Origin of the sequence: Nocardia arthritidis, assembly GCF_011801145.1 — a bacterium.
Classification (GTDB): domain Bacteria; phylum Actinomycetota; class Actinomycetes; order Mycobacteriales; family Mycobacteriaceae; genus Nocardia; species Nocardia arthritidis_A.
Genome location: NZ_CP046172.1, coordinates 1665089 through 1691128, shown reverse-complemented (window position 1 = coordinate 1691128; position 26040 = coordinate 1665089). Strand labels below are relative to the sequence as shown.

The following is a 26040-nucleotide window of genomic DNA, read 5'->3' as shown; positions in this document are numbered from 1 at the left end:
GCGCGCCGTCAAGGTCAGGCCAGCTCTAGTGCGTGTGCGACGGCGACCGGGTCGACCTCGATGGGCCGTACCTGCGGCATTCCGGCCAGCGCGTTATCCGGATCCTTCAGGCCGTTGCCGGTGACGGTGCAGACCACCGTGAGCCCGGCCGACAGCCACCCCTCCTTGCGCGCCGCGAGCAGGCCCGCGACGCTGGCCGCGGACGCGGGCTCGACGAATACGCCCTCGGTGGCCGCCACCAGGCGGTATGCCTCCAGGATCGCCTCGTCGGTCGCGGCGCGGAACGCACCGCCCGACTCGTCCTTGGCGTTCATCGCACCGTTCCACGAGGCCGGGGCGCCGATCCGGATGGCGGTGGCCACCGTCTCCGGATCCTTCACCGGCGCGCCGTTGACCAGGGGCGCCGCACCGGCGGCCTGCACGCCGAGCATGCGCGGCCGCGAATCGACGACGCCGTCCTTGGCGTATTCGGTGTAGCCCTTCCAGTACGCGGTGATGTTGCCCGCATTACCCACCGGCAGCGCGTGCACATCCGGCGCCCGGCCGAGCACATCGCAGATCTCGAACGCGGCGGTCTTCTGTCCCTCGATCCGGGCCGGGTTCACCGAGTTCACCAGGCCTACGCTGGGGAATTCCGAGGTGACCTTGCGGGCCAGCTCCAGGCAGTCGTCGAAGTTGCCCCGCACCTGGATGATCTTGGCGCCGAGCATGACCGCCTGCGCGAGCTTGCCCATCGCGATCTTGCCCTGCGGGATCAGCACCGCACAGCTCATGCCCGCGCGGGTGGCGTATGCGGCCGCCGATGCCGAGGTGTTGCCGGTGGACGCGCACAGCACCGCCTGCTGGCCACGGTATTTGGCATCGGTGATGGCCATCGTCATGCCGCGGTCCTTGAAGGAACCGGTCGGGTTCAGGCCCTCGACCTTCAGGTACACCTCGCACCCGGTCAGCTCGGACAGATGCGGCGCGGGCACGAGCGGCGTGCCGCCCTCGTACAGGGTCACCGGCTCCCAATCGGCCGCGCCCTCCAGCCGATCGCGATAGGCCGCGATCAGGCCCGGCCAGCGGGAATGCACCCCAGCCTGTGCCTGGACGCCAGTCGTGTTCATTCTTCGGTGCCTTCCAATCTGAGAACGCTGGTCACGGATGTGACGGACGCCATTTCCGCAAGCGCGGCAACGGTGTCCGCGAGCGCCGACTCCGCCGCGTGGTGGGTAACCACGACCAAGCGCGCACCCGTACCGTGCCCTTCCTGACGGACGGTCGAAATGCTCACCTCGTGCTTGGCGAATTCGCCCGCCACCGCCGCCAGCACGCCTGGACGGTCGGCGACCTGCAGGTTCACGTGATAGCGGGTGGGCGTATCGCCGATCGGCGCGATCGGTAGCTCAGCATAAACCGATTCGCCGGGAGCGCGACCACCGTAGAACTTGTTGCGCGCCGCCATCACCAGATCGCCGAGCACCGCCGACGCGGTCGGGGCGCCGCCCGCGCCCTGCCCGTAGAACATCAGCCGTCCGGCGTTCTCCGCCTCGACGACCACGGCATTGAACGCGCCGTTCACCGCGGCCAGCGGATGCTTGCGCGGGATGAGCGCCGGGTAGACGCGCACCGAGATGCGCTCCTTGCCGCCCTCGTCCGGACCGGGCTCGCCCGGGCCCGCGGCGACGCGCTCGCAGATAGCCAGGAGTTTGACCGTGCAGTCGAGCGCCGACGCGGTCTCCAGATCCTCCGCGCTGATCTTCGAGATGCCCTCGCGGTAGACGTCGGCGGCGGTCACCCGGGTGTGGAAGGCCAGCGAGGCGAGGATCGCGGCCTTCGCGGCGGCGTCGTAGCCCTCGACATCGGCGGTCGGATCGGCCTCCGCGTACCCGAGGCGCGTGGCCTCCTTCAAGGTGATCTCGTAGTCGGCGCCGGTCTCGTCCATCGCGGAAAGGATGAAGTTGGTGGTGCCGTTCACGATGCCGACCACGCGATTGACCCGGTCGCCGGACAGCGACTGGATCAGCGGGCGCACCACCGGGATCGCGCCCGCCACCGCGGCCTCGAAGTAGAGGTCGGCGCGGTTGCGTTCGGCGGCCGCGGCGAGTTCGCCGGTGTAGTCGGCGAGCAGCGCCTTGTTGGCGGTTACCACCGATTTGCCCGCATTCAGCGCGGATTTGATCAGCGAACGCGCCGGATCGATACCGCCGACCACCTCGACGACGATATCGACGTCGTCACGGGCCACCAGAGCCACCGCGTCGGTGGTCAGCAGCTCGGCGGGGATGCCGCGATCGACGCTCAGGTTGCGCACCGCGACACCGCGCAACACCACCGGCGCGCCGACCCTGGCCCGCAGGTCCTCGGCATGCTCGCGCAGCACCCGCACCACCTCGGTGCCCACCGTGCCCATACCCAGGACCGCGACACCGATCGGGTGATCCGCACCCCAAGCGCCTCTAACCACTTCGGCCATTTACCGCACCTCCAAGCTGAGCAAGTCCGTCACCGTTTCCCGGCGCAGAATGAGTCGCGCCTGACCGTCCTTGACCGCGACAACGGCCGGACGGGGCAACAGGTTGTATCGACTCGACATCGAATAGCAATACGCACCGGTCGCGGCCACCGCGATCAGATCACCCGGGCCGACATCCGACGGCATCCAGGTATCGCGAATGACGATATCCCCACTCTCACAATGCTTTCCGACAACCCGCGCGACGACTGCCGACGCCTCCGACGAGCGCGAGACCAGGCGGCAGTCGTACTCCGCCTGATACAGCGCGGGCCGGATGTTGTCGCTCATCCCACCGTCGACGCTGACGTAGCGCCTGCTCGCGCCGCCGTCCAGCGCGACATCCTTGGTGGTGCCCACCTCGTAGAGGGTCACCGTGCCCGGTCCGGCGATGGCCCGGCCCGGCTCCACCGCGATGGTCGGGCGCGGCAGGCCGATCGCATTGGCCTCGGCGTCGACCAGATCGCGCAGCTTGCCCGCGAATTCGTCCAACGGCGGCGGGTCGTCATTCGGCAGGTACGAAATACCAAGTCCGCCACCGAGATCCAGCGTCGCGATCTGGGCGGTGCGGTCCGCGCCGAATTTTTCGATGGCCTCGCTCAGCAGCCGCAGGATGCGGCGCGCGGCGATCTCGAAGCCGTCGATATCGAAGATCTGCGAACCGATATGGCTGTGCAGACCCACCAGGCGCAGGTTGTCGGCCTCGAAAACCCGGGCCAGCGCCTCCATGGCGTCGCCGCCCGCGATCGAGAATCCGAACTTCTGATCCTCGTGCGCGGTCGAAATGTATTCGTGCGTATGGGCTTCCACGCCGACGGTCACCCGGACCAGCACGTCCTGCACCACACCGGCGCGGCCCGCGACGGCCTCCAGGCGCTCGATCTCGATGAGCGAGTCGACGACGACGTGCCCGACACCGGCCGCCACCGCCGCTTCCAGCTCGACGACCGATTTGTTGTTGCCGTGCATGGCGATTCGCTCGGGCGGGAAACCGGCGTGCAGCGCGACGGCCAGTTCGCCGCCGGAGCACACGTCGAGCGAGAGCCCCTCGTCCCGGATCCAGCGTGCCACCTCGCCGCACAGGAATGCCTTGGAGGCGTAGTGCACTCGGTTCTCCGGGCCGAACGCACGCACCATATCCCTACAGCGGGAACGGAAGTCGTCCTCGTCCATCACGAACAGCGGGGTGCCGAATTCGGCCGCCAGCTCGGACACCGGAACACCGGCCAGCCGGACGACACCGTCGGCGTCGCGGGATGCGTTGCGCGGCCAGACATTCGCGGGCAGATCGATCATCTGCCTCGGATCCACCGGGCGCTGCGGCAGACTCGGTGCGTGCGGGATCTCCGCATGCCGGGGACCCGCGGGGTGCGCACTCATTCGATTTCCTTTCCCGCCGCGGACACAACGCCGCTCACCTTCTTGGCCGGTTCGCCGACGATGTTGCCGCCGTGGGCAATTCGTAGTCTCACATCCGCTCCGGTGCGCTCACGCCGAGCAGCCCGAGGCCGTTGGCGAGTACCTGGCGGGTCGCGTTGACCAGCACCAGCCGGGCCGCGTTCACCGGGGCCACCGGCTCGTCGCCCTGCGGCAGGATGCGGAGGTTCTTGTTGGTCTGGAAGCGGTGGTAGGCGCCGGCCAGCTCCTCCAGGTAACGGGCCACCCGGTGCGGCTCACGCAGCGTCGCGGCGCCTGCGACGATGGCCGGGTACTCGCCGAGGGTGCGAATCAGCGCACCCTCCTCGTCGGCCGTGAGCAGACCGAAATCCGGTGCCACACCATCGAATTCGAATTCGGCGGCATTGCGGGCGACCGCCGAGGTCCTGGCGTGCGCGTATTGCACGTAATAGACCGGGTTTTCGTTGCTCTGCTTGGTCCACAGGCCGAGATCGATATCGATGCTCGCGTTCACCGACGAGCGAACCAGCACATAGCGCGCCGCGTCGACACCGATCGCCTCGACCAGATCCTCCAACGTGACGACTGTGCCCGCGCGCTTCGACATACGAACGGCCACACCGTCTTTCACTAGATTCACCATCTGGCCGATGAGCACCTCGACGGTCGCCGGATCATCGCCGGAGGTGGCGGCGATCGCCTTCAACCTGCCGATGTAGCCGTGATGGTCCGCGCCCAGCATGTAGATGCACAGGTCGGCGCCCCGCGCCCGCTTGTCCTGGTAGTAGGCGATATCACCGGCGACGTATGCGGCGTTGCCGTCCTTCTTGATGACGACGCGATCCTTCTCGTCGCCGAAGTCGGAGCTCTTGATCCACCAGGCTCCGTCGCTCTCGTACAGATTGCCGGAATCCTTGAGCTTGGTGACCGCGCGATCCACCGCACCGGATTCGAACAGCGAACTCTCGTTGAAGTACACGTCGAAATCGGTGCCGAACTCGTGCAGCGACTGCTTGATCTGGGCGAACATCAGCTCGACGCCCTCGGCACGGAACAGCTCCACCCGCTCCGCCTCCGGCAGCGACGGCGCCTGCGGATGCCGCGCGACGATCTGCCCCGCGATCTCACCGATATAGGCGCCCGCGTAGCCGTCCTCCGGGGTCGGCTGACCCGTCGCGGCGGCGACCAGGGACCGGGCGAACCGGTCGATCTGCGCGCCGTGATCGTTGAAGTAGTACTCGCGCACCACATCGGCGCCCTGCGTGGCCAGGATCCGGCCGAGCGCATCGCCGACCGCGGCCCACCTGGTGCCGCCGAGATGCACCGGGCCCGTCGGATTGGCCGAGACGAACTCCAGGTTGATGTTCATCCCCCGCAGCGCATCCGTCGAACCGAACCGCTCGCCCGCATCGATCACCTGACGCAGGATCGCGCCCTGCGCATCCTTGGCCAGGCGAATGTTCAGAAAACCGGGACCGGCGACCTCGGCCGTATCGATCGACTCCGCCGCCGACAGCGCATCCGCCAGCCAGGTCGCGAACTCGCGCGGGTTGGCGCCCGCCTTCTTACCGACTTGAAGCGCCAAATTCGTGGCGTAGTCGCCATGTTCCGGATTACGGGGACGCTCCACGCTGACCTGCTCGGGGAGGACCGAAGCGTCCAATCCACGTTCAACAAGCACCTTCGCAGCGGTCGAGCGAAGGAGATCTGCAAGGTCAGCTGGAGTCACGAGTCTCTATCCTATGGTCTGGGCAGGTGTACACCACGGGTGGGCACCGGTGGGGCAACCCGCCCGCGCAGCGAAAAGCACGTCGAAGAGAGCACAACGAGCGATGCCGAGCAGGACCAGTGCCAAATCGGCCAAGGCCGTCCGGGCCGCAGCGAAATCGTCGTCGTCCCGCAAACGGGGCAAGGTCAAGGGGCAACTTCCGGAGAAGCGCCGAATTCCATGGCCGGCCGTCGGTGCCGCCGTATTGATCATCGCATTGGTCGGGGCGCTCGCCTACAGCCTGGTCCCGAAGTACCAGCACCGGGCCGACGAGGAGAAGTTCACGCCGAGCGCGCAGAAACAAGATCCGTCGGATCAGATACCGGGCGTGGTCAAGAAAAAATACGAGCAGGGCTATCACGTCAGCGCGACCCAGCGGGTCAACTACGACCAGAAGCCGCCCTTCGGCGGTCCGCACGACTTCGCGTGGGCCACCTGCACCGGCATCGTCTACCCCAAGGCGATCCGCACCGAGAATGCGGTGCATTCACTGGAACACGGTGCGGTGTGGATCACCTACAACCCCGACAAGATGGACGCGGCGGGCGTCGACGCGCTGAAACAGAAGGTCTCCGGTCAGCAGTACACGCTGATGTCGCCATATCCCGGCCTGGACACCCCGATCTCGTTGCAGTCGTGGGGACATCAGCTGAAGCTGAACGATCCCGGCGATAAGCGCATCGATGAATTCCTCACCGCGCTGCGCCGCAACCCGTACACCTATCCCGAACGCGACGCGGTCTGCTCGACACCCGCCTTCGACACCGACAACCCGCCGCCGTTCGACCCGACCCCACCCGGACCCGACGCGGTGCAGATGGACGGAAAGGGCGCGAACAAAGACACCGACGAATCCGCGATGGGCGGCCTGCCGCCGGGGATTCCGGGACTTCCGCCACCGCCGGGCCGCTGACATGGACGAGCCGGAAACCGGCGCCGTGCGTGGACAGCGCACCGCACTGTTCGTACTCGGCGCAATCGGACTGCTGCTGATCGGATTCGCCGTCGGCCTCCTCGCCCGGCAACCGCTCGACCGCCCCGCGACACCCGCACCGAACAGCGTCGACATCGGCTTCGCCCAAGATATGGCCGCCCACCACGCCCAAGCCGTCGAAATGGCCGGGATCGCGCTCATCGGCTCCACCGACAACGACGTGCGCCGCATCGCCTACGACATCATGACCAGCCAGGAAAGCCAGATCGGCCGCATGCAGGGCTGGCTGCAAACCTGGGGACAACCCGAACAGGGCGTCAACGGACATATGGGCTGGATGACCGAACAACCCACCCACGACCACACCGGCGGCAACCACGGCATGACCGGACCGGTGACGACCATGCCCGGCATGGCCGGCGAAAACGAACTGGCCGCACTGCGCAAAGCCACCGGCGCCCAACTCGACACCATGTTCCTGCAACTGATGCTGCGCCACCACCAAGGCGGGCAACCCATGATGCGCTACGCCGCCCAATACGCCGCCACCACCGAAATCCGCACCCTCGCCGACTCCATGGCACAAGCCCAGCAAAGCGAGGCCGAACTCATCACCACCATGCTCACCGCACGCAACGCCAAACCACTCCCCAACTAACCGAAATCCGACCCCCGCCTCGCATTTTTGGCGCACAGCCGCCAATGCGATACGCTTGGCCCCGCCCGACCGGCAGCCCCCAGCCGCCGATCGACCTATCCCGCCCTCGTAGCTCAGGGGATAGAGCGTCTGCCTCCGGAGCAGAAGGCCGCAGGTTCGAATCCTGCCGAGGGCACGTCATCGAGAAGGCTCCGACCAGCACGTTCCTGGTCGGAGCCTTCTTCTGTACCAAGGGTTCAACCAGCCTGAGTGTCACTGGTTGTCACAACTCCCCCGTAAACCTTCGCGGCGTCGGCCATGGCCTCATCCTGGGAGTGGGTGTAGATCCTCGCTGTCACGCTCGCGTCGGCGTGACCGAGCCACGCGGCGATCACCGCCAGGGGCACCTTGCGCAGGTGCATGATCGTGCCGCAGGTGTGACGAGCATCATGCAATCGGATGTGCCGCACGCCAACCCTTTTCAGCATCGTCGCCCAGCGGTGAGTCAGGGTATCCGGATGATAGGGGGTGCCGTCCTCGTTGCACACGACGTAGCCCTTGTCGTCGTAGGCATCCCCCAGTTGCAGCTTGTCTGCGGCCTGGCGGCGATGAGCCCGGCGCAGCACCTCCACCATCTCGTTGTCGAGCGGCAACGTCCGGATCGATGCATCGGTCTTCGGATCGTCCTCCACCGCCTTACCACCCGCGGAGGCCCGGCCGATCTCGACATCGAGCGTCTTGTTCTCGAAATCGACTCCAGGCCAGCGCAACCCACCGACCTCGCTGCGGCGCAAGCCCCTCAACGCCAGATGCCAGGCGTGCTCGTCCCGGTCACCGTCCAGGCCACCGAGCACCCGGACGACTTCCTCCGGCGTAAAGGGTTTGGGCTTCGATGTCTTGCCCTTCTTCGGCTTCACCGCTTTAGCGACATTGTGCGACACCAGTTTTCGTTCCTTCGCGTAGTCCAGCACCATCGAGATGGTCTCGACCGTCCGTTTCAAGGAGCGGTTTGCCCACGGTCGGCGCACCTTTCCTTTCGCCGTTGTGGTGCCGCCCTTCTTCAGCTTCCGGACGAGTTCGTCCAGCTGCCTGCGGTTGAACTTCTGCACCAGCAAAGGACCGTGCTGTTCCCGCCACGGAGCCAGGTTGTATTCGTAGCCCGCGATCGTGGTCTTTCGCGCCCAGTGCAGGCTTTCGATCCATTCCACGCAGACCTGTTCGACCGTGACATCGTTCCGCGCGACAAAGTTGTCGGATTCAACATCACCGGTAATGTCCGCCAACGCTTTTCGCGCTTCCCGCTCGGTCGCGAATCGCCGTCGGACCTGCTGGCGCTTTCCGGTTTGCGGATTGCGGCCCGCGTCCGCGATCAACTGATAACGGACTACCTGCTTACCGGTGCCACGATCCAGGACCGACAACTTCTTGATCTGCGGTGGGAGCTGCTGCCTACTCACCGTCACCGCCGTCGAGTCGCGAAATATATTCGGCCACAGCTCTTTCCGTCACGAACCGCCGACGCCCGATCTTCACCGACCGCAACTCCCCCGAACCGATCAACTCGTAATACTTGCTGTGCCCGATCGGAATCCGCTTGCGAACTTCCTCTTCGGTGAGCAACTGCGACATAACCCATCTCCCTTCTACGCCGCTGTTGGAATTGCCGAAGTTTCTGGTGGCTCTGGTGGGTCGGCGGCCAGCCGGGCTCTCAGGTATTCCGCGCGCCATACGGTGCGTTTGGCGATGGCGCCCATGATCAGGTGCTCGCGCAAGGGCCTGGACTTGTCTCCGGGCTCGACCGGGGTCACCTTCAAGTGCGAGGTATCCGGCTTTTCGATGCCGACCGCGGCGAGTAGTTGCCGAACAAATTCGGCACGGTCTGCCTTGTGGTCCGGCAGGGTCTTGTTCGACCAGCGGCGGGAGACGAGGACGCGGCGGCCGGGCAGGCCGAGGGTGTCTCGGCGGTGGGCTTTGCCCTTGCAGCGGCCGGGGACGGTCTTGTCGGTGGCGCCCTGGGGGACGATGCCGTATTCGAGCCACACCGCGCAGCGGGGCGAGCATGGCACGTGCCGGAGTTCGGCGTGGAGCCGGTCGTAGTGTTCGGCGGCCTGATCCGATTGCGGTTCAACGATTTCGGAGATGGACTTCACCAGGTACTTGGTGACGTAGCCGATAGTGCGGCCGGCCTTTTCCGTACCGGCGAGCACACCTGTGATGTGCTTGCGGTCCATCTGCTCGCCGAACCGCACCGTGTGCGCCGGGGTCAGGTTGTCGATGCTGTCGAGGACGTCCAGGGCGTCATCCCAATAGGTCAGCGGCCGTCCGGAGTCCGGGTCGACGAAGGTGGCGCGCTTGTGGTCCCACACCGGCTGGTGCGCACCGCTGTAGACGCGGTTGTCCGGATTGAAGTGGGGCCACCACACCTGGTGGTAGGTCGCCGCGGTGACCTGCCGCAGGATCTCGCGGGAAATCGCGCCACGGATCAGGATGTGCAGGTGCGGGGCACCGCGCTTCTGGGGTTCGACAGTGGCGAAGTACTGCACGTCCCAGCCGACCGCGCGGCGCAGGTTCTGAATCCAGCGGTCGACCAGCTTGGAGAAGAACACGATGTCCCGCGCTGCGGTGGTGTAGTCGTAGCTGTCCGGGTTCACCGGCGAACCATCCGAACACGGCTTACCGGTCGCGTCGACGATGTTGTCGCGGTGGATGCGCCCGTAGGACGGCATGGTCAGCGTGACGAACATCGAGGGTTGGAACCGGCCCGCGAACACTTTCCCGACAGTGGTTTTGGCGACCTTGCGGCGCGGCAGGTTCGGGACGTCCTGGCGCCGCCGGGTCGAGCGTCGACGCCGATCCTTCCCGGTGGCGTCCAAGGCCGGGAGACGGCCACGCAGCCCGGTCTCGCGCAGCTCCCGGTCCAGCTCCATCACCCGTTGCCGAATGCTCTCGGCGAGATCGTTGTCCTGGTCGGCGAGGGCCTGCCGGTATTGGTCGGCGAGATCGGCTCTCGCGGTGAGCAATTCGAGCTGCGCCGGAGTCGGATCGTTTTTGTCGCTGTCGGGTTCGGCTTCGAGGTGCCAACCTTCCCGGCACTGTGCGATCCGCAAGGCTCGGTTGGCTTTGGCGCAGGCCGGGCACACCGATTCGATCGTCGATTTGCAGGGAGCGGCTTCGTAGGTGACGGTCCCGGTCCGGGGGTCTTCCACCCGCATCGGGATCGGGCGCTGGCACACCTCGTACTTCTCGGCGGCGGCTTGGGCGATCTCGTACAGGTTCGGCAGGGCCCGACGCTCGGCCGCGGTCTGGCGGGCCGGGGCGGCCGGACCGGACACCAGGGTCTCGGTCCGGCCGTCCTCGGTGTTGGGCGCGCTCATGCGGCGTCCTTGATCCAACGCCCACCACCGATTTCGGGTAGGGCGATGGTCTCGGCGAGTGAATCACCGTGGCGCATCACCAGTTCCACGGTTCCGGGGCCGACAATGCTGGCGCGGCACTCCAGGGCGCCGAAGGCGTGCGCGAGCCGATCAGTGCGGTTGTCGTAGTCATCGGGGCATTGCCCGGCCAGCATCCGCACCCGCAACCGGTCGACCACGTCCCCGATCCGGGCCACGGTCAGGACCGGGGTACGGGTGATGTCGTCGCGAGTTATCGCGAGCCCGCAGGCATCCATGAGCTTGTCCCAGCGGCGTGTGTAACGCCACCAGCGCAGGAACCGGGACCGCGCCCGCGCGGTGAGGAATCGCTCGAAGGTCTGCGGACTCCGCACTCGCCACAGCACCATCCCCGCGACCCACACCCCGCCGACCGCGACACCAGCACCCCAACCAACCAGCACCCCAACGACCACGGCCGCAGCGACCGGCACCGAGACCATCGGAAACAAAACAACCCAAACAACAAGTACCGCAACAAGTTTGATCAGCAGGACCATCAGGTGAACGCCGATCATGCCGATAGCGTCGGTCACGTCGTGGCCGTGGCTCCGGTCGGGTTTGGTGGTCATAGTCGGTCCTCCCGTCGAGGCGATAGATCGAGGTCGAGTTGAGTAGGGACCTGCTGGTCGCCGCGCCAGGTGCGCCACAGGTCGCGGTCGGAGTTCCGGTACACCACAATGGCTTTCGCCTCTCCGGTACCGCCGTGGCGACTTGCGCAGATAGCGGCGTCGGTGGCGTTGCGGGCGTTGGGAAGCGGACGAATATTGCGGCCGATCTTGACGCCGTATTGCCGGGTTTTCATGCGACCCAGTCCCCTCCGTCGTCGTATCCGCAGTCCCATTCAGGGTTTTCGCCGGTTTCGGCGAACAGACACGCAGCGATCTCCATCGAATCGGCGCCGGCGCGTTCGAGCTGGAAGCGGCGGCGGGTGAACAGGTCGATCACGACCGCGTCGAGCTCATCGAAGTCGTCGAAGTCGTTGCGGTCGAAGTCGTTGATACTCATGAGATTTCCTTGATTTCCGAGGTGGATTCGGGGAAGCCGCACCGGGTGCAGAACCGGGGACACGCAGCGAAGCCGTACAGGCGCGGGGCGTGCTGCGGGTAGGTGTGGCCGTTACGGACGCAGGTGTCGGCGGCGCGGCAGCCGTCGCACCACACCTTGTCGCCGTCGTAGAGCCAGCCCACCGCCGCCGAGCGGGCGTTGAGGTAGGTCACGGCCTGGTGGGTGGAGTCGAAACAGATAGATTCCGAACCGTTTTCGGTGTAGTGCTCACCGCAGAAGTCGCAGTAGATCACCACATGCGATTCGGTCACGAAGCCTCGTTTCACGCCGCCACCCCCATATCCGGGTCGTCGGCCGCGGGCGGGGTGAGGTCGGCGAAGAACCACGCATCACCGCCGGGACTGCGGTAGACGCGGCCCTGATGCGACCCGAAACAATCGGCACCGAACTTGTCGGCCAACACCGCTCGCAGCTCGTCCACCATCGACTCGACATCGGCCGGGACACCGGACAACCGCACCGAGATCCGCACCCTATTCATGCCGCCATCCCCATCTCTCCGTCGTTGTCGCCGAGGTCATCGGGATCGAAATCGCTGTAATCGGCCTGCGGGCGGTAGTCGACGCCCTGATCGGGGGCATACATGTCGACCAGGGCGTCAATGTCGATGTCGGAGACCAGGAACGCTCGCACCCGCACGAACTCGGTGGTGCCGTCCTCACCGACGTAGCCGACACCGGGTGTGTGTTCGCTGATCTCGTGGCACAGGGCGCCGCGATCTGGCGCGCCTTGACCGTGCACCATGACTGTCTGGGTCTTCTCATCCAGGCGCAGCCCGACCCTTACCGGGAACAGCTGCCGGTTGGGCATCGTCTCCTTCGACGGATCTTGCAGCGCCGCAATGACACTCACCCCGACCGCACGGCCTTGGGACAGCAGCAGCCCGGTCAGCCGGTCGAACTCCAGCCGTTGTTCGCGGGTCGCATACGCCGACAGCGCGGCGGCTTCGTCGATGATGATCACGATCAGCGGCTCCTCGGCGGTGGGGATGTGTTTGCGCACACCGGCTTCCCGCAACCTCGCGGCCCGCTCCTGCATGAGTTTCACGGCTTCGGCGAGCATGGCCAGGATGCCGTCCGCGTCGTAGGAAAACCGCACCCACAGTTTCCGGCCCAGCCCGAATTCCATGCCACCCTTGGGATCTGCCACCCACACATCCACCAGACCCGCTTTGATCGCGGGGCCGAGTCCGGCGATCAGCGACCACAACACCCCGCCCTTACCGGACCCGGTAGCACCGGCAAGAAGGATGTGGGCGTACAGGACACGCAGCAGCCACAGGGCGCCGGATTCGGTGCGGCCGACCGGAACCGCCTCCAGGTCCACCCCGTTGTGAACCGTGCCCGACGCCGATGTCGGGACAGCGAGGGTGTCATACACCCGCACCTGGAGACGGACCCAGCTCGGCTCAGGCGACGACGCCGTCACCCGAGGCACCTGGAGATACGTCGCGAATTTCGCCAAGGTCTCCTCGCTGGTCCAGTCCTTCAACGACTGACCGCCAAGCATCAGAATGTCGACATACAAGCCGTGGTCGTCGTAGTCGTAACCACCTATATGGGGGAACCCGCCGTCCCACGACCCCAAGTCGAGAGCCGAAAGCATGACGTTAGTGTTCATCGGATCGGCGAAAATCCTTACCGCCGTGCGTAATTCGTCCGAAGCATCGGCAACGATGTCGTCAACGGTGATCGGCCGTCGACCAGCTCCGAGGCGACGCCATTTCGCCATCACACCCACGGCACCGATCGCGCCCGCGGAAACCAGCAACGCTGTCAGCGACATCAGCGATCACCACCCCGGCAGTCAGCGCAATCGCAGGGCTGGGGCTCCACGTCGACGGACGGCAACGGCTGACCCTTCGCGATCGATGCGTCGCGAACCGCAGCACCGAGGACACCGAGCAGTGTCACCGCGGCATCGAAGTCCATGGAAATCTGGACGACCAAGCCTGTGTCGTTGAGCAGCCCGAGTTCCATTTCGTCGCTCGGCCCGGCATCGGCGTGGAACTTGGCCAGCACGTCACCGCGTTCGGTGACCAGCCCGCACAGGAACGACGCGCGGATCCGGTCGGCATCGGGTTGCCGATCCGGCATCCAGTAGCCGTCGTGCTTGCGCAGCAGCTTCATCACGCCACCGCCTTCGAATCGGCAGATCGCTCGGCAAGGCCATCAGCGACTCCGGTCGCTTCCTCCAGCAGTTCGCAAATGGCGGTCAGAAGCTCGGCGAGGTGTGAATCATCCTGCGCCGCAGCATGTTCAGCCAGCACGCGTGGCAACGCGCCCAACACCGACCGAGCATCCTCGATCGACAGGCACACATACGCGTTCACCGCGCCGGTCAACTCCAGATCCACCACAGCCGGAACCTGAATCTCACTGCGCAACGTCGGGCGAGTCGGGCGGTAGGTCACCTCCACGCCAGTCGTGACGACCGAACTAGTGGTGATACTCATGAACGACATGACAAGCACTTCCTGTCAGGGACCCGCGATCGGCAAGGTTTGCTGCACCGGTCGCATGGGACGGATCGGACGCACCGGCACGACCGCCGGGCGGATCTTCGGCGCGGGAACCGAAACAGGTTGCCGCGCAGGAACTTCCACCGCAGGATCAGCCGAAACTGATTCGACGACCGAAGCCGCGGATTCGGTGGATAGTTCAGTAGGAGTAGAGACCCCAGTCGGAATCGAGGCCGAATTGTGTTGTGCCGCACGGACAAGCACAGCCAGGCCGTGAGTGTCCACCAGCAGAGATATCGGGGCGATCGCAGCCACCATGGCGGATATCCACCACGGCAATTCACGCCCGGCAGCGACCGCGTGCAGGGAGTTGCCAGCAATCGAGACCGCCGCGCCGACCGCCAGAACACGGACGAACCAGCAGCGGCGTTCCGGCGAGTGCGCGAGCACCAGCACGCCGAGAGTGGCTTGGATGATCGTTCCGTCGATCACCACCGGCAGACACCACGCCCACTCGGCCGGAACCTGCGCCAGTTTCGCCAGGTCTCGGAGGGCGGCGAACGACAACACGAACGCCGCCACTCCGACACCGATGATGGTGACCACCGCGAACACCCGCGCCGCCCGCATCGCATTCGCAGCCGTGAACATCAGCCGACCCGATCCGCCTCGGTGGCCGCCGCCGACGACGACGCCAACCGGACCGCGCAGTCATGCCGCATCACGATGTCCTGCAACGTGACCGCCAGCTGCCGGGCCTCGGTGATATCCAAACCCAGGTGCACCATCGCACCGATCACCTGGATAGTGACGACGGCAGGCTGGAAAACACCGGTCGGCGTCCGAAACGCCGGGACGTAGTCGACACCGACACCGGCGTCGCCGCAATCAACGAACGTGCTCAGGTAAGCCATGGTGATCACGCAGCCTTACGACCCGGAATATCGGCCGGAGGCTGCTTGGCGCCGGAGTTGTCACCCTTGATGCCAGTCGCACGGAACTTGTAGGAGACGTAGGAGAAGTTCTTCTCGCCAACGCTCTGCCGCACCACCGCAGGCTCCGCGGTCAGCCCTTCCAGCTCGATCATCCGCAGCCCGGTACCCGGAACCACCTCCGGCGTAACCGGGACCGGCTGAACCTGCGCGACGAACTCGATCTCGAACGAGGCCCGCTTGGCCTTGCCCTCGTTGCCCTCGTGCGGATCGGTCACCGACGCCACCCAAATCGGCAACCCGGTCCCCTGCCCATCCCGGTCGATGTCGAAGACCGGCTTCGGAGTCGCCCGCGGATCCGCGTTGTACTCCGTCTTTTGCGAGATCTCCCCCAGCAGGAGCAAGCCCTGCGGGAACGCCTCACGGAACGGGATCGGGAATCGGTAGCCCCTCTTGATCGCCATTGTGTGCCTCCTTCGGTAGCCTGAGCGGGCCAACGTTTGGCCGTAACAAACGCTCAGGAGTATTGTTACGGCCAAACAGTAGATCGGTCAAGTGTTTGGCCGTAACAATCGGAAGGTGCAGGCTTGACATGGCGCAATGGGAAGACATTGCTACCGACCTGCGAGCGCGCATCGCAGCACGAGAGTGGGCTCCGGGGCAGCAGTTGCCACCAATGCGAGCGCTAGCGGACCGCTACAAGAGCGCCAGCCACGCGCCTGTCAATCGAGCTGTCCTCGCCCTGATCGGCGAAGGGGTTTTGATCACCGATCCCAACGCGCCACGGCGCGGGGTTCGGGTTCGATCCCAGCAAGTCATCGTTCACGACCTCATCGGCCACTCACCAGCTACCGGCGCTCCCGGTGAACGGACGTTTGAGCAAGCCTTCCAGGTCGAAGGAGAACTGGACGTGCGCACGTCCTACGCTTGGCAGGATGCGTCGACCCGGGTGGCCCAACAACTCCAGATCGACCCTGGAACGCCGATCCTCATCCGGACATTCGTGTACATGATCAACAACACTCCTCACCAACTCGCCCGCGCGCATATGACGGCCGATCTCGCTCGGGAAATTGGCCTCACGGACGAATCCGTCGAGGTGCCGGGCAGGAATACCGCCGCATGGTTGGGGACGGCCGGAATCAAGGTCAGCCGTGAGCATTTAGAGATTTCGGTACGGACCCCAACGCAGGAGGAGCGCGAGATTCTGTTGGTACCTCCAGCTGTCGCGGTCATTCAACGTGACTCGGTAACGTACTCCGAAACCACACCGGTCGAGTACTGGCTTACCACGGTTGTAGCCGATCAGGTTCGCTACACAATCGACTTCATCCCTGACCGAATGGACCAGACATGCCTGTAATCAGTATCTTGACTGCCGCCCTACCGAATTCGCATCCTTACATCAACGAGGCGTACGAATCCCTTTGCCTCCAAGAACTTCCCGGTGAATGGACATGGGAATGGATCCTCCAAGAGGATGGCCTGCCGAGTGCGTTGCCCGACGAGATCACCACAGACGACCGCGTGAAATTGGCATCCAATGACCCGAACGAATCGGGCGAACCCAGCGGTCCCGGTATCACACGAAATATCGCGCTCAGCCGCTCCGCAGGTGAACTTATCCGAGTGTTGGACAGCGATGACGTGCTTGTACCTGGCGCTCTCGCCCGCGAGATATCTGTCCTCGAAGCCTTCTCCGATGTGGGCTGGACGACTTGCCAGGTACTCGATCTGCACGCCGATGGCAGCACAACTCCGTACGACAATGATCCGCCGGGAGGACGACTCGAACGGCAATCCGTCGGAGACATGTGGTTACAAAACAATCAGTCGCCGGTTCACCCGGGAACGCTTTGCGTCCGTAGGAAGTTGCTCGTTGCCGCGGGCGGATGGATGGCATTACCCACCGGCGAGGACTCCGGCTTGCTCGCGACATTGAACGAATACTCCGATGGATGGTTTATCGATCAACCGGGCATGCTGTACCGACAGCATGACAACCAGATCACCAAAAGCGACCTCCACCTAGACCCCGAATTACAGGAATTGCGTTGGCGGACAATCGCCGACCGCATCAAAGCCATACGGCAATTGCTCGCGGGCGGATTCTGACTCGGCTAACGTCACTCCCCACGCCGCCGCAGATCACCCCGGTTAGTCTCAGCAAGCACCCGGTTACGGGCGAGACTAACCGGGGTGTTGCTTTTCGTCCCCACCTCCTCGCTGAACTTCACAGACCCGTTCGGGATGGCATCGGCCGACGCACCGCAGCGAACAAGCGCGCCAGAGTCGCAGACCTTCCGCCGTCAGCTTGTTGGCCCGCAATGGCTTTGGCGCCCCCTTCTACCCAAGCGTCCCACTCGGACCGAGATTCCGGTGGGATCCTGTTGTGCTCGATGGCCAAGTCCAAGACCGTACGCCCGATCTCACGGGCCATGTTGCCGCCGGTAGGACGGAAGCGGCTCGTGATCACACCCAGGTGACACGTTTTCGATCGGCCGCCCGCAACAGCGATAGCGATGTTAAGAAACGTCTCGACGCCGAAGTCAGGCGGCAAAGTCGTTGGTAGACAAGAAGTTCGGATAGCGCGATAACCGGTCAACGAGTTCGCACCGAGATGGCCAACCTCGGGAAACAGCTCCGCGGTGAGCGGTTCGTAAATGGTGAAGGTCGAACCGAGAATGGTGCCAGGGTAGTCGTATTCGTAGTCGCCAAGAACATGGTCGGCATCATCTACTTCCGCAGCAGCGCGAAGTTCTGCGGCAACGTTCGTGGACGACGAGACCACGTCGGCATCAAGGAAGCAGACCCAATCGGTCTGCACAGTCGACACTGCCGCAGCCATCGCTGCGCCCTTACCAATCGGCCCACGGATAACCTCAGCGCCTGCCGCTGCTGCTCGTTCAGCGGTGGCATCGGTCGAGGCGCTGTCCACCACCACGATTCGATCACCCTCCCTCACGGCAGCGCGGGCCTGGCCGACGATCGTGGCAACAGTCGACTCCTCGTTATGCGCAGGAATGACGTAGGTGACTCGCATCGGATCGACTCTACTGACAAGGGTTGCTGCCGAATTCAGCCATACAGGATCAAGAGCGGCGCGCTGGCGCGCGCCGCCCCGCGCACGACGCGCAACGCTCACTCGGAAAGGCACCCGTTCGCGGCGCGTCGGCGCGTTGCGGCCCACGCCTGCACGCCGATTCCGATCCGGTATAGAGCAATTCCGCCGCCAACCCGTGCCCCAGTCTTGTAGTACTGCCGCACCAGCTTCGCTGGCTTGCCTCCCAACAACTGCTGGCCACTCCCCCGCCGGCCAGGCCGAGTTCGGCGACGACGCCGGAAGGGCCGACAACGACGTCTGACCCCAGGTGAGATCTCCACTCTCGCAACGAACTTCGCATCGGTCGAGTAGCCCTCCTTCCTCATCCGCCGATTATCCCGAGCAGTCGGACGAACCAGTCAACCCACGCTTCGCTCTCCGGGGTTGACAGGCCCGCCCGACTGAGGGGACGGCCAGTATGAGAAAGCAGGACGAAGAAAAGTCCACAGGTGAAGGGACACGACCTATCCTCAGAAGACCGCCAGCAGGAGGGAAGAATCGCGATGACAGAAGCCGCCCAGCTTCCGAAGCCCACACAATGACTCCCGCATGGCTTGCCGCACTGATCAGTGCAGGAGCAGCCCTTAGCGGCTCATTCGGGACGTTCTATCTCCAAGCCCGGCATCAACGGACTATGGCCCGCGAAGACCGTCTCTGGACTCGTCGAGCGGAGACCTATGTCGATCTTCTGCAATACCAGAGTGGCGGCATGACCGAAGGCTATCGGGGAGCTCGCACAGCTAGCGAGTGGGAAGTGCTCGGTGAGTTAACAGCGAGAGCAACAGCATTCGCCTCGGAGACCGTTCGGACCCTGTGGCAAGAATCAGCTGTGGCATCCCTCCGGCTGAGCGAGTACGTGGAGGAGTGCTGGCCGCAATGGGGGACCGACGACTACTACGAAAGGCTGGAAGTCGAAGAGACAATGCAGGCTGACCCAGATTTCGCGCGGTTGAACCGGGCGAAAGACGACGCCGAGCAAAAGTTAGCTAAGCAAATCCGCATTGAACTGCACGTCGACGCGAAGGACCTGACGGATCTACCGGACAGGGTGCTCAAGCAAAGGCCATCATCCGAAGGGTCTCCGACCTAACAATCCTCGTGCCACAGACGTGCCAGATACCCAAGCCAACAGCGGTAATTGCGGCATCCTCCGCCACTCGCCGACCTGGGTAAGCGCTGGTTAGGTAATCAATCCCTGATTCCCAAGCTGAGCGCGCGCAGAGTGTCACCACGATGTCACAAGTGCCACGGACGAGGCCGGACTTCGGCGTACCAAAGCCTGGATGAACCGGACACGGGCAATACGACAAATACCCCGCCGGACTGCCCGTATCTGCCTCCGGAGCAGAAGGCCGCAGGTTCGAATCCTGCCGAGGGCACGTTTCACTCGTAGGTGGCCCATGCTCATGGAGAGCATGGGCTTTTCTCGTTTCACTCGTATCTTGTGGGGGCGGAGCCCCCACACCCCGCCCGGCGGGGCTTCGCCCCCGGACCCCTCTTTGTTGGTTGGTTGCGTTTTTGTGGGTTTGTTGGGGTTGGCGGAGTGGTTGCGGGTGATGCTCTTTCGGGGGTTTGTGTGATGAGGATCATGCTGGACGCTCGGCTTCTCGGCTGACGTGGCATCCATCGGTTGGGTGCGGATTGTTGCCTTGGTTTTCGGGTTGTCCTCTATGGCCTTGTCGATCGCCGACGCGCGACCGATGTGTACGGCGGTCGGCTTGCGGGTGAAATCGATTACGCTCCAACGTGATCCACTTGAGTTGATGCGTCGCAGATCACACGACGAGAAGCCACGGGTGCCTGTCGCGGTCGGTGTCGAGGCTTTCCGGGAGTTTGCCGGTCGAGAAGCATTGTGCGACAAACTTTTTCGCTCAAGCACCTAGTCGAGATGTCCTATTGAGCTTCGGCGGATGCCAAGTCGTCCAGGTGGTTTCGTGTCAGCTTCTGCACAGCCGTAGCACCGTGCCGGGCACGTAACGGTGCAAGATCAAGAGGGTCTGTGGAGGACCTAGGATGGCGGCGAGGCGGTGGAATGAGGAGTGATGCCAGCGGAGTACGAGCACATCGGCAAACAGCTTCGCGAACGCTTCGAGTCCGGAGAGTCGTGGCCAGGCGATCGCAATCGACTTGTATTCACGACGAAACTCGGCTGACGGAGCTCATGTGGAACGCCTGATTTCGATCATCACACCTGTCTATAATCCGGATCCGGACCACCTGAAGCAGGCATGCGAATCTGTTCTGTCGCAGGAACTTCCGCGCGGTTGGTCGTTGGAGTGGGTAATTCAAGAAGATGGTGACAGCGGAGTAGCTAGAGATATTCTGTGCGGAATCGATGATCGGATTTTCTTCCATACCGGTCGCCGCGGGGGTGTTGCGCTTACGCGAAATCTGGCGCTCGCGAATTCGCGTGGCGAGCTTGTCAAGAACCTTGACGCCGACGATATTCTGATGCCCGGGTTCTCATTCGGGATATTGCGAATCTCACGACACGGCACGACGATGTCGCGTGGACGACGTCGCGACTGCTCGACCTGTTGCCAGACGGGACAACTGTCGGATTCGACGACGATCCGCCGCATGGCAAGTTGGTTCCCGGTGTCGTACTCGATCATTGGCGCGCGCACAACTATCGTCTGCCGGTTCATCCGACGACGATATGCATTCGGCGCAGCCTGGTGGTGGCTCTCGGCGGATGGATGGGCGTACCCGGCTCCGACGATACCGGAATGCTTATTGCCGCAAGCTTGTTGACAACCGGATTCTTCGATAGTGAAGTGGGTTTGCTCTACCGGAAGTGGCCCGGACAAGAAACCGCCAAAGCCGAACACAGTCAGGCCGATGAATGGCGCGCTCGTATGAGCCTCATCGATGAACGCGCGAATGCGCTGCTCGAAATCAAAACAGCTCGGGGCATTGGATCGGCCATCGGCTAGAGCCGGTCGAAGATGAGGTCGAAATCCTTGCGCCAGGTTGAACCTTCGTCGGTGGAGGCCTCCCAGCGGCCTTCGATTCGGCCGGGGCCGATGTCCGCGATGAAGCGCTGGAACATGTCGGGGTCCTCGCGGGTCATGGTCCAGTGCGTGGCGTCGAATGTCATGGTGAAGACGCGGCAGACGCCTCGTTCGTCGTGGTAGAGGGCCGTGTAGGCGTCGCGGGGGTCGCTGCGGCCGAGGACCAGAACCATTTCGTTCGTGGCCTTTCCGACGTCACCAGTGATTGTCCAGCGAAAGATCACGAACGAGTCGCCGAGCCATTCGACCGTGGCCGAGCCCGGTATTTCTTGGTCGGGCGGGTCCAGGAACCATGCGTTCCGCATTGTCGCCCGCCACGATCCGATCAGGACGTCCAACTGCTCCATTGCCTTGCTGCGCATCGAGATTCCTCCTGAGTGGTGATACATGGGTGGACTTCCGTCGGGCCGCGAACTAATCGGTTGGAAGGGTCCGGGCTGGACAGCGGGCACGATCACCGCGATGATCTGCCGGTTGTTGTTGTTCGACCTCGGGGGTTGATTACATGGTGATATCGGGAAGGTCCGGGCTGACCGTGGTGGTTGCGGCGGTCGCGGCACTTCTCGGGGCCGGGACCGCGCGCGCGTCCGGCGATCTGTACGGCGCGATCGCCGTCGACCCTCTCGGCGGCAGTGTGGGGGAAGCATTCGACTACCCGGACCAGGGCGGCGCGGATCAGGCGGCCCTCGAGGCGTGCCGCAAACTTCTGAACCCGACCAAGACCTACCTCAGCTGCACAGTCGTGAAGCCGTCGTTCATCCTGGACACCATCTGCACCTCCAACGCGGCTTGAGGTATTCACGCCGATGGCGCACTGCCGATGGCCATCTCGGCCACCGGCAGACGGCACCGGCCTCGCGGTGTCAGAGGGTTCGTTGATAGTTGCGGAAGGCCGCGACCGACCACCAGAACGCGAGGGCGGCGAATCCGGCCAAGAACAGCAGGTGCCAGGCGACGAAGTCCCAGTCCGTGCTGTCAGCGAGACCGGAGCGACCGATATCGACGGCCCACGAGACCGGGTTGTAGGCAGCGATACTCCGGACCCAGCCGGGCACGAGCGCGGGCGCCATCATGGCCGACGAGAGAAAAGTCGCCGGTAGCACGATGGTCTGCGACAACCCGATCAGGGCGATCTGGCTGCGAGTGGTGAGCGCGAGTGCGATCGAGCCCGCGCAGAATATCGCGGCAAGCAGGGCGGAGGCCGTGAGCGCCAACGCGATGCCACGGAGACCGCCCGAATAGCGGGCACCGCCGAGATATCCGATGCCGAGCACCATCATCGACTGGATCAGACCGATCACCAACTGCATGCCCAGTTGCCCCGCGACAACAGCGCCACGCGAAATGGGTGCGATCAGAACCTGATTCATCACTCCGTTGTCGATGTCCTCGATACAACCGGTTCCCGCCCACACCCCGGAGTACAGCACGAGCATCATGACGATGCCCGGTACCAGGAAGGTGCAGGTACACATCATCGAGCGACGGCCGCGCCACCGATACCGCGCCGAATGCGATTCCGGCGGAATCGAATGCCGAAATCACCTGGCCGACGATTGCCGAGGGGTCGTCGGCTCGGGCCACCATCCGCCCGGACGGTCCGTTCACCTCGACATGCCGTAGGGCAGTGCACCAGTCCGATGGCGACGTCGAGCTTGCGGCGCATACCACCGGACAGCTTGGCCACCTTACGATCTCGCGCTTCGTCGAGCTGGAACTGGTTCAGCAGTGCTCCGGCACGCGCGTGCGCCGACTGCCGGGACAATCCGCGGAGCCGGGCAGCCATGACGAGATTCTCCCGCGGCGTCAGCCGGGGATCGGCGCCGGATCCTTGCGAGACGTATCCCACGCATCGACGTACGTCCGAAGCCCGATCGTTCACGCCGTACCCGGCCACCCGGGCGCTGCCGGAACTCGCCCGCGAAAGCGTGGTGCAGATTCTCGTAAGAGTGGACTTTCCGGCCCCGTTCGGCCCGAGCAGACCGAAGACGCTGCCGACGGGGATGCCGAAGCCGATTCCGTCGAGCGCATGGACATCGGGTTTGCGGCGGCGCGTGCCGGGATCGGCTCGTAATCAGTTCGGCGGTGTCGGCATCCCCCATTTCTTCAGGAACTTCTCACCCTCGTCGGGTGGGACTCGGCCACCGGGGAACCGCGCGATCAACTCGTGCATCTGCCGCCAGCCCTGAAGACCGGTGAGATCGCCGGATTCGATGCGTTTTGCCAGATCGGTGACGAAGTCTCGTTCGAACTCCAAAAGCCCCAGCGCGAAACGTGATTCGACCAGGAGCAGTTCCGGAAGCCATCCAGAGCCGTCGATCTCGGCTCAAGCATCCACGATTCTCTTGTCCAGCAGAGTGATTCGACGACGAAGCAGTTCAACCGCTTCCTCGGGCGGGAGGACCGGCAGGAACGAGAGCGCGGCCAGGAACCGGGGATACTCTTTCTCCGGGTCGCCCACCCATGCCCGCAACCAGTCCCGCAGCTCGTCGACACCGGCTTCGGTGATGTCATACACCGTCCGGGTCGGCCGATTGCCGTCCTGCTCGGTACCGGTGGCCTTGATGAGCTCTTCCCGTTCCAGCGACTCGACCACCGCGTACAGCGCCCCGAAATTCAGCCGTACCGACGTCTCTTTCCCACGCTGCCGAATCCCCCGCCACGCCGGGAAGTTGATGGACCGCTGGCGGCCGTGGCGCTCGCGATTAGCCTGTGCCGGTGAGGTCGATCGGCAATGCATCGAGCACGGCGGCACGGCCGGGCGTCGCACTGGCGGCGGTTACCGCCGTACTGTTCGTCACTTTCCTCGACACAACGGTCGTCAGCGTCGCGCTCGGTGATATCCGGCATGACCTGGGTACGAACGTGACACTGCTGCAGTGGGTGGTCAACGCATACACCGTGGTTTTCGCCGGTCTCATGTTGGCGGGCGGGTCGCTCGGTGACCATTGGGGACGCAAGCGGGTGATGGCCGCCGGATTGGTGATCTTCTGTGCCGGATCGGTGGTCGCGGCGCTCGCGGCCAGTGTTCCGGTGCTGGTCGCCGGGCGCGCGATCATGGGCGTCGGTGCGGCCGCGTCGGAGCCGGGCACGCTTTCGGTGCTGCGGCATATCTTTCCCGAGGAGCGGGCGCGCGCCCGGGCGCTCGGCGTCTGGGCGGCGGTATCCGGACTAGCGCTGGCCGCCGGACCGGTGTTGGGCGGAGCGCTGGTGCACACGTACGGATGGCGTTCGATCTTCTGGTTCAACCTGGTGATCGGGGTGGTGGCGCTGGCCGCGGCGCTGTGGTCGATCCCGGAAAGCGCCGACCCGCGCTCGGGGCCGGTCGACTGGGCCGGATTCCTGCTCGGCGCAACGTTTCTCGGTTCGGTGATCTACGCGACGACCGAGGGCGGAGATCGCGGCTTCACCGAGCCTTCGGTGATCGCGCTGTATGCCCTCGGCGCTGTCGCGGGCGCCGGATTCGTCGCCGTCGAAACGCGGGCCCCCGCGCCCATGCTGGACTTCCGGTACCTGCGCCTGCCGACGGTGCGCAGTGCGTTGGTCGTCGCCTTCGCCGTCTATTTCGGCGTCTTCTCGATCTTCTTCTTCACCACGGCGTATCTGCAAGTGATGCAAGCGTATTCGGCCGCGCACACGGCGACGGTCTTCGCGCCGATGGCCGTCGCGATCATCGCGGGATCGCTGGCGGCGGGAGTCTGGGTGGCCCGGCGCGGCGCACCGATTCCCATGATCGCCGGATGTGTGGTCGGCGCGGGTGGGATCTTGCTTACGCGCCACACCCTGGCCGCACCACCGCACGATCTATCGCTGGCCGCCGCGATGGCCGTGGCCGGATTCGGATTCGGCATCGCCGTCGTGCCGTTGACCTCGGCGGTGCTGTCCGGAGTGCCCGCGGCTCATTCCGGTATGGCCGCCGCGGTGACCAATACGATGCGTCAGGTCGGATCGGCCGTCGGTGTCGCCGTGCTGGGCGCGCTGGTGAACTCGTTCCTCACCTCCGATCTGAAGGCGCGAATGACCGAGTTGGGACTGCCACCCACCTTGCAGCTCAACGCGATTGATGCCGCCGAACGCGGCCGCATACCCAAGGGCGCCGACCTCGCCCCGTATCTGAAATACCTCTCGAAGGTCTCCGAGATAATCGCGACCGGGAAGTCCGCATTCCATCACGGACTCGATGTGGCCCTGCTGGTTTCGGCGATACTGATCCTCGCCGCGGCGGCGTTCACCGCGCTCGAAACGGCACGCCATGCGAAAAACGGCTTGGTGCAACAGCATTCGGATTGATCAGACGCCACGCGCCATCAGGATGTCGTCGACATACGCACCGTCGATGTGGAACTCACCGCGCAGCACGCCTTCGACGACGAAGCCCATTCGCTCATACAGTCGGCGCGCGTTGGTGTTGGTAGCGAGTACGCGCAGGGTCAGCCGGTTCGCGCCCTGGCGTCGAGTTTCGGCTACCGCCGCTTCGAGCAGCGCGCCGCCGATCCCGCGACCGCGGACATGCGTTTCGACCGCCAGCCCCTGGATCTGCCGGACATGCGCGACGCTGGCGACCGGTATGGGCTGAACCAGGCGCACATATCCGACGGACTGCCCGTCGAATTCGGCGATGAGGCACTGCTCGGGCCGGGTGGATTCACCGAAGAACGGGGTCTCGGGGACCGGGCGCGGCGTTATCTCGCTGATCGGCGACCAAGTGCGCCAATTGATTCGAGCCAGCGCGGGCTCGTCGGACAGTGTCGCGGGGCGGATGGTCGGTGTGGCCACACCGCTCAGTCTGCCCCACAC

General features: G+C 64.5%; 33 protein-coding genes, 1 tRNA gene and 1 pseudogene. 10 read left to right on the top strand and 25 right to left on the bottom strand.

Annotation, left to right across the window (positions count from 1 at the left end; genetic code table 11):
- Window positions 1–14: 14 nt before the first annotated feature.
- The 4 genes from thrC to argS all read right to left on the bottom strand — a co-directional run bounded on the left by thrC (window position 15) and on the right by argS (window position 5624).
- The gene (gene thrC, locus F5544_RS07520) at window positions 15–1109 is read right to left on the bottom strand and encodes a threonine synthase (RefSeq protein WP_167472511.1); all 1095 of its coding nucleotides are present in this window, start codon (window positions 1107–1109) and stop codon (window positions 15–17) included.
- Window positions 1106–2458 (bottom strand): homoserine dehydrogenase, encoded by a 1353-nt coding sequence (locus F5544_RS07515; protein ID WP_167472510.1) that lies wholly within the window; start codon window positions 2456–2458, stop codon window positions 1106–1108. The genes thrC and F5544_RS07515 overlap by 4 nt, the downstream gene beginning before the upstream one ends.
- Entirely contained in the window at window positions 2459–3877 is a 1419-nt protein-coding gene (lysA, locus tag F5544_RS07510) for a diaminopimelate decarboxylase (RefSeq protein ID WP_167472509.1), read from the bottom strand. It abuts the gene before it with no gap.
- Between the two features lie 88 nt (window positions 3878–3965).
- Complete coding sequence (gene argS / locus F5544_RS07505; protein ID WP_167472508.1) at window positions 3966–5624, bottom strand: arginine--tRNA ligase; 1659 nt, start codon at window positions 5622–5624, stop codon at window positions 3966–3968.
- A gap of 103 nt (window positions 5625–5727) precedes the next feature.
- On the opposite strand from argS, the gene F5544_RS07500 reads away from it, so the two are divergent.
- The 3 genes from F5544_RS07500 to F5544_RS07490 all read left to right on the top strand — a co-directional run bounded on the left by F5544_RS07500 (window position 5728) and on the right by F5544_RS07490 (window position 7430).
- Window positions 5728–6576 carry a DUF3105 domain-containing protein gene (locus F5544_RS07500; RefSeq protein WP_167472507.1) on the top strand — a complete coding sequence of 283 codons (849 nt, stop codon included), beginning with the start codon at window positions 5728–5730 and terminating at the stop codon, window positions 6574–6576.
- Between the two features lies 1 nt (window position 6577).
- A complete protein-coding gene (locus F5544_RS07495; protein WP_167472506.1) occupies window positions 6578–7255 on the top strand; it encodes a DUF305 domain-containing protein in 678 nt (225 codons plus the stop codon).
- Between the two features lie 102 nt (window positions 7256–7357).
- Window positions 7358–7430: transfer RNA gene (locus F5544_RS07490), tRNA-Arg, on the top strand.
- 61 nt (window positions 7431–7491) lie between these two features.
- On the opposite strand, the gene F5544_RS07485 is transcribed toward F5544_RS07490, so the two are convergent.
- Genes F5544_RS07485 through F5544_RS07420 form a run of 14 tightly spaced genes read right to left on the bottom strand, consistent with a single transcriptional unit; the run spans window position 7492 to window position 15590 of the window.
- Complete coding sequence (locus F5544_RS07485; RefSeq protein WP_167472505.1) at window positions 7492–8691, bottom strand: tyrosine-type recombinase/integrase; 1200 nt, start codon at window positions 8689–8691, stop codon at window positions 7492–7494.
- Window positions 8684–8863 (bottom strand): helix-turn-helix domain-containing protein, encoded by a 180-nt coding sequence (locus F5544_RS07480; protein ID WP_167472504.1) that lies wholly within the window; start codon window positions 8861–8863, stop codon window positions 8684–8686. The genes F5544_RS07485 and F5544_RS07480 overlap by 8 nt, the downstream gene beginning before the upstream one ends.
- A gap of 14 nt (window positions 8864–8877) precedes the next feature.
- On the bottom strand, window positions 8878–10608 hold the full coding sequence (locus tag F5544_RS07475) for a helitron helicase-like domain-containing protein (RefSeq protein ID WP_238847138.1): 1731 nt from the start codon (window positions 10606–10608) through the stop codon (window positions 8878–8880).
- Window positions 10605–11237, bottom strand: a complete 633-nt coding sequence (locus F5544_RS07470) for a hypothetical protein (protein ID WP_167472503.1) — start codon at window positions 11235–11237, stop codon at window positions 10605–10607. Before F5544_RS07470 ends, F5544_RS07475 begins: the two co-directional genes overlap by 4 nt.
- Window positions 11234–11470: a hypothetical protein gene (locus F5544_RS07465; RefSeq protein WP_167472502.1), complete on the bottom strand. Its 237-nt coding sequence runs from the start codon at window positions 11468–11470 to the stop codon at window positions 11234–11236. The genes F5544_RS07470 and F5544_RS07465 overlap by 4 nt, the downstream gene beginning before the upstream one ends.
- Window positions 11467–11673, bottom strand: a complete 207-nt coding sequence (locus tag F5544_RS07460; RefSeq protein ID WP_167472501.1) for a hypothetical protein — start codon at window positions 11671–11673, stop codon at window positions 11467–11469. Before F5544_RS07460 ends, F5544_RS07465 begins: the two co-directional genes overlap by 4 nt.
- Window positions 11670–11984, bottom strand: coding sequence for a hypothetical protein (locus F5544_RS07455; RefSeq protein ID WP_167472500.1), 315 nt, complete (start codon window positions 11982–11984; stop codon window positions 11670–11672). Before F5544_RS07455 ends, F5544_RS07460 begins: the two co-directional genes overlap by 4 nt.
- Window positions 11985–11995: 11 nt before the next feature.
- The gene (locus F5544_RS07450) at window positions 11996–12214 is read right to left on the bottom strand and encodes a hypothetical protein (RefSeq protein ID WP_167472499.1); all 219 of its coding nucleotides are present in this window, start codon (window positions 12212–12214) and stop codon (window positions 11996–11998) included.
- Window positions 12211–13503, bottom strand: coding sequence for an FtsK/SpoIIIE domain-containing protein (locus F5544_RS07445; protein ID WP_238847137.1), 1293 nt, complete (start codon window positions 13501–13503; stop codon window positions 12211–12213). Before F5544_RS07445 ends, F5544_RS07450 begins: the two co-directional genes overlap by 4 nt.
- 14 nt (window positions 13504–13517) lie before the next feature.
- Complete coding sequence (locus tag F5544_RS07440) at window positions 13518–13865, bottom strand: hypothetical protein (RefSeq protein WP_167472497.1); 348 nt, start codon at window positions 13863–13865, stop codon at window positions 13518–13520.
- Window positions 13862–14188, bottom strand: a complete 327-nt coding sequence (locus F5544_RS07435) for a hypothetical protein (protein WP_167472496.1) — start codon at window positions 14186–14188, stop codon at window positions 13862–13864. The genes F5544_RS07440 and F5544_RS07435 overlap by 4 nt, the downstream gene beginning before the upstream one ends.
- 24 nt (window positions 14189–14212) lie before the next feature.
- Window positions 14213–14845 carry a DUF2637 domain-containing protein gene (locus tag F5544_RS07430; protein ID WP_238847136.1) on the bottom strand — a complete coding sequence of 211 codons (633 nt, stop codon included), beginning with the start codon at window positions 14843–14845 and terminating at the stop codon, window positions 14213–14215.
- Entirely contained in the window at window positions 14845–15108 is a 264-nt protein-coding gene (locus F5544_RS07425; protein WP_167472495.1) for a hypothetical protein, read from the bottom strand. The genes F5544_RS07430 and F5544_RS07425 overlap by 1 nt, the downstream gene beginning before the upstream one ends.
- A gap of 5 nt (window positions 15109–15113) precedes the next feature.
- Window positions 15114–15590 (bottom strand): hypothetical protein, encoded by a 477-nt coding sequence (locus F5544_RS07420; RefSeq protein WP_167472494.1) that lies wholly within the window; start codon window positions 15588–15590, stop codon window positions 15114–15116.
- Between the two features lie 128 nt (window positions 15591–15718).
- Here F5544_RS07420 and F5544_RS07415 point away from each other — a divergent pair, with 128 nt between their 5' ends.
- Both F5544_RS07415 and F5544_RS07410 read left to right on the top strand, forming a co-directional pair.
- Entirely contained in the window at window positions 15719–16489 is a 771-nt protein-coding gene (locus F5544_RS07415) for a GntR family transcriptional regulator (RefSeq protein WP_167472493.1), read from the top strand.
- A gap of 8 nt (window positions 16490–16497) precedes the next feature.
- Window positions 16498–17241 (top strand): glycosyltransferase family 2 protein, encoded by a 744-nt coding sequence (locus F5544_RS07410; protein WP_167472492.1) that lies wholly within the window; start codon window positions 16498–16500, stop codon window positions 17239–17241.
- A 118-nt stretch (window positions 17242–17359) separates the two neighbouring features.
- On the opposite strand, the gene F5544_RS07405 is transcribed toward F5544_RS07410, so the two are convergent.
- Window positions 17360–18169 carry a glycosyltransferase family 2 protein gene (locus F5544_RS07405; protein WP_167472491.1) on the bottom strand — a complete coding sequence of 270 codons (810 nt, stop codon included), beginning with the start codon at window positions 18167–18169 and terminating at the stop codon, window positions 17360–17362.
- A gap of 769 nt (window positions 18170–18938) precedes the next feature.
- Here F5544_RS07405 and F5544_RS07400 point away from each other — a divergent pair.
- The 3 genes and pseudogenes from F5544_RS07400 to F5544_RS46220 all read left to right on the top strand — a co-directional run bounded on the left by F5544_RS07400 (window position 18939) and on the right by F5544_RS46220 (window position 21165).
- Window positions 18939–19319 carry a hypothetical protein gene (locus tag F5544_RS07400; protein WP_167472490.1) on the top strand — a complete coding sequence of 127 codons (381 nt, stop codon included), beginning with the start codon at window positions 18939–18941 and terminating at the stop codon, window positions 19317–19319.
- Window positions 19320–20392: 1073 nt separating this feature from the next.
- Window positions 20393–20680: pseudogene (locus tag F5544_RS47440) on the top strand (glycosyltransferase); the annotation flags it as partial.
- An 86-nt stretch (window positions 20681–20766) separates the two neighbouring features.
- Complete coding sequence (locus F5544_RS46220) at window positions 20767–21165, top strand: hypothetical protein (RefSeq protein ID WP_238847135.1); 399 nt, start codon at window positions 20767–20769, stop codon at window positions 21163–21165.
- Here F5544_RS46220 and F5544_RS07390 read toward each other — a convergent pair.
- Window positions 21162–21605 (bottom strand): hypothetical protein, encoded by a 444-nt coding sequence (locus tag F5544_RS07390; RefSeq protein WP_167472489.1) that lies wholly within the window; start codon window positions 21603–21605, stop codon window positions 21162–21164. The genes F5544_RS46220 and F5544_RS07390 overlap by 4 nt on opposite strands.
- A 143-nt stretch (window positions 21606–21748) precedes the next feature.
- On the opposite strand from F5544_RS07390, the gene F5544_RS07385 reads away from it, so the two are divergent.
- Window positions 21749–22036 carry a DUF4189 domain-containing protein gene (locus F5544_RS07385; protein ID WP_167472488.1) on the top strand — a complete coding sequence of 96 codons (288 nt, stop codon included), beginning with the start codon at window positions 21749–21751 and terminating at the stop codon, window positions 22034–22036.
- 70 nt (window positions 22037–22106) lie between these two features.
- On the opposite strand, the gene F5544_RS07380 is transcribed toward F5544_RS07385, so the two are convergent.
- The 4 genes from F5544_RS07380 to F5544_RS07365 all read right to left on the bottom strand — a co-directional run bounded on the left by F5544_RS07380 (window position 22107) and on the right by F5544_RS07365 (window position 23983).
- Entirely contained in the window at window positions 22107–22718 is a 612-nt protein-coding gene (locus F5544_RS07380; RefSeq protein ID WP_275107048.1) for an ABC transporter permease, read from the bottom strand.
- Complete coding sequence (locus F5544_RS47435; protein ID WP_428847166.1) at window positions 22718–23224, bottom strand: ATP-binding cassette domain-containing protein; 507 nt, start codon at window positions 23222–23224, stop codon at window positions 22718–22720. Before F5544_RS47435 ends, F5544_RS07380 begins: the two co-directional genes overlap by 1 nt.
- A 93-nt stretch (window positions 23225–23317) precedes the next feature.
- On the bottom strand, window positions 23318–23500 hold the full coding sequence (locus tag F5544_RS07370) for a hypothetical protein (protein WP_167472486.1): 183 nt from the start codon (window positions 23498–23500) through the stop codon (window positions 23318–23320).
- A 69-nt stretch (window positions 23501–23569) separates the two neighbouring features.
- On the bottom strand, window positions 23570–23983 hold the full coding sequence (locus F5544_RS07365; protein ID WP_275107047.1) for a PadR family transcriptional regulator: 414 nt from the start codon (window positions 23981–23983) through the stop codon (window positions 23570–23572).
- On the opposite strand from F5544_RS07365, the gene F5544_RS07360 reads away from it, so the two are divergent.
- Window positions 23962–25533 carry an MFS transporter gene (locus tag F5544_RS07360; RefSeq protein ID WP_238847133.1) on the top strand — a complete coding sequence of 524 codons (1572 nt, stop codon included), beginning with the start codon at window positions 23962–23964 and terminating at the stop codon, window positions 25531–25533. The genes F5544_RS07365 and F5544_RS07360 overlap by 22 nt on opposite strands.
- Here the strand turns inward: F5544_RS07360 and F5544_RS07355 are convergent, their stop codons facing one another.
- Window positions 25534–26019 (bottom strand): GNAT family N-acetyltransferase, encoded by a 486-nt coding sequence (locus F5544_RS07355; RefSeq protein WP_203217498.1) that lies wholly within the window; start codon window positions 26017–26019, stop codon window positions 25534–25536.
- Between the last annotated feature and the right edge of the window lie 21 nt (window positions 26020–26040).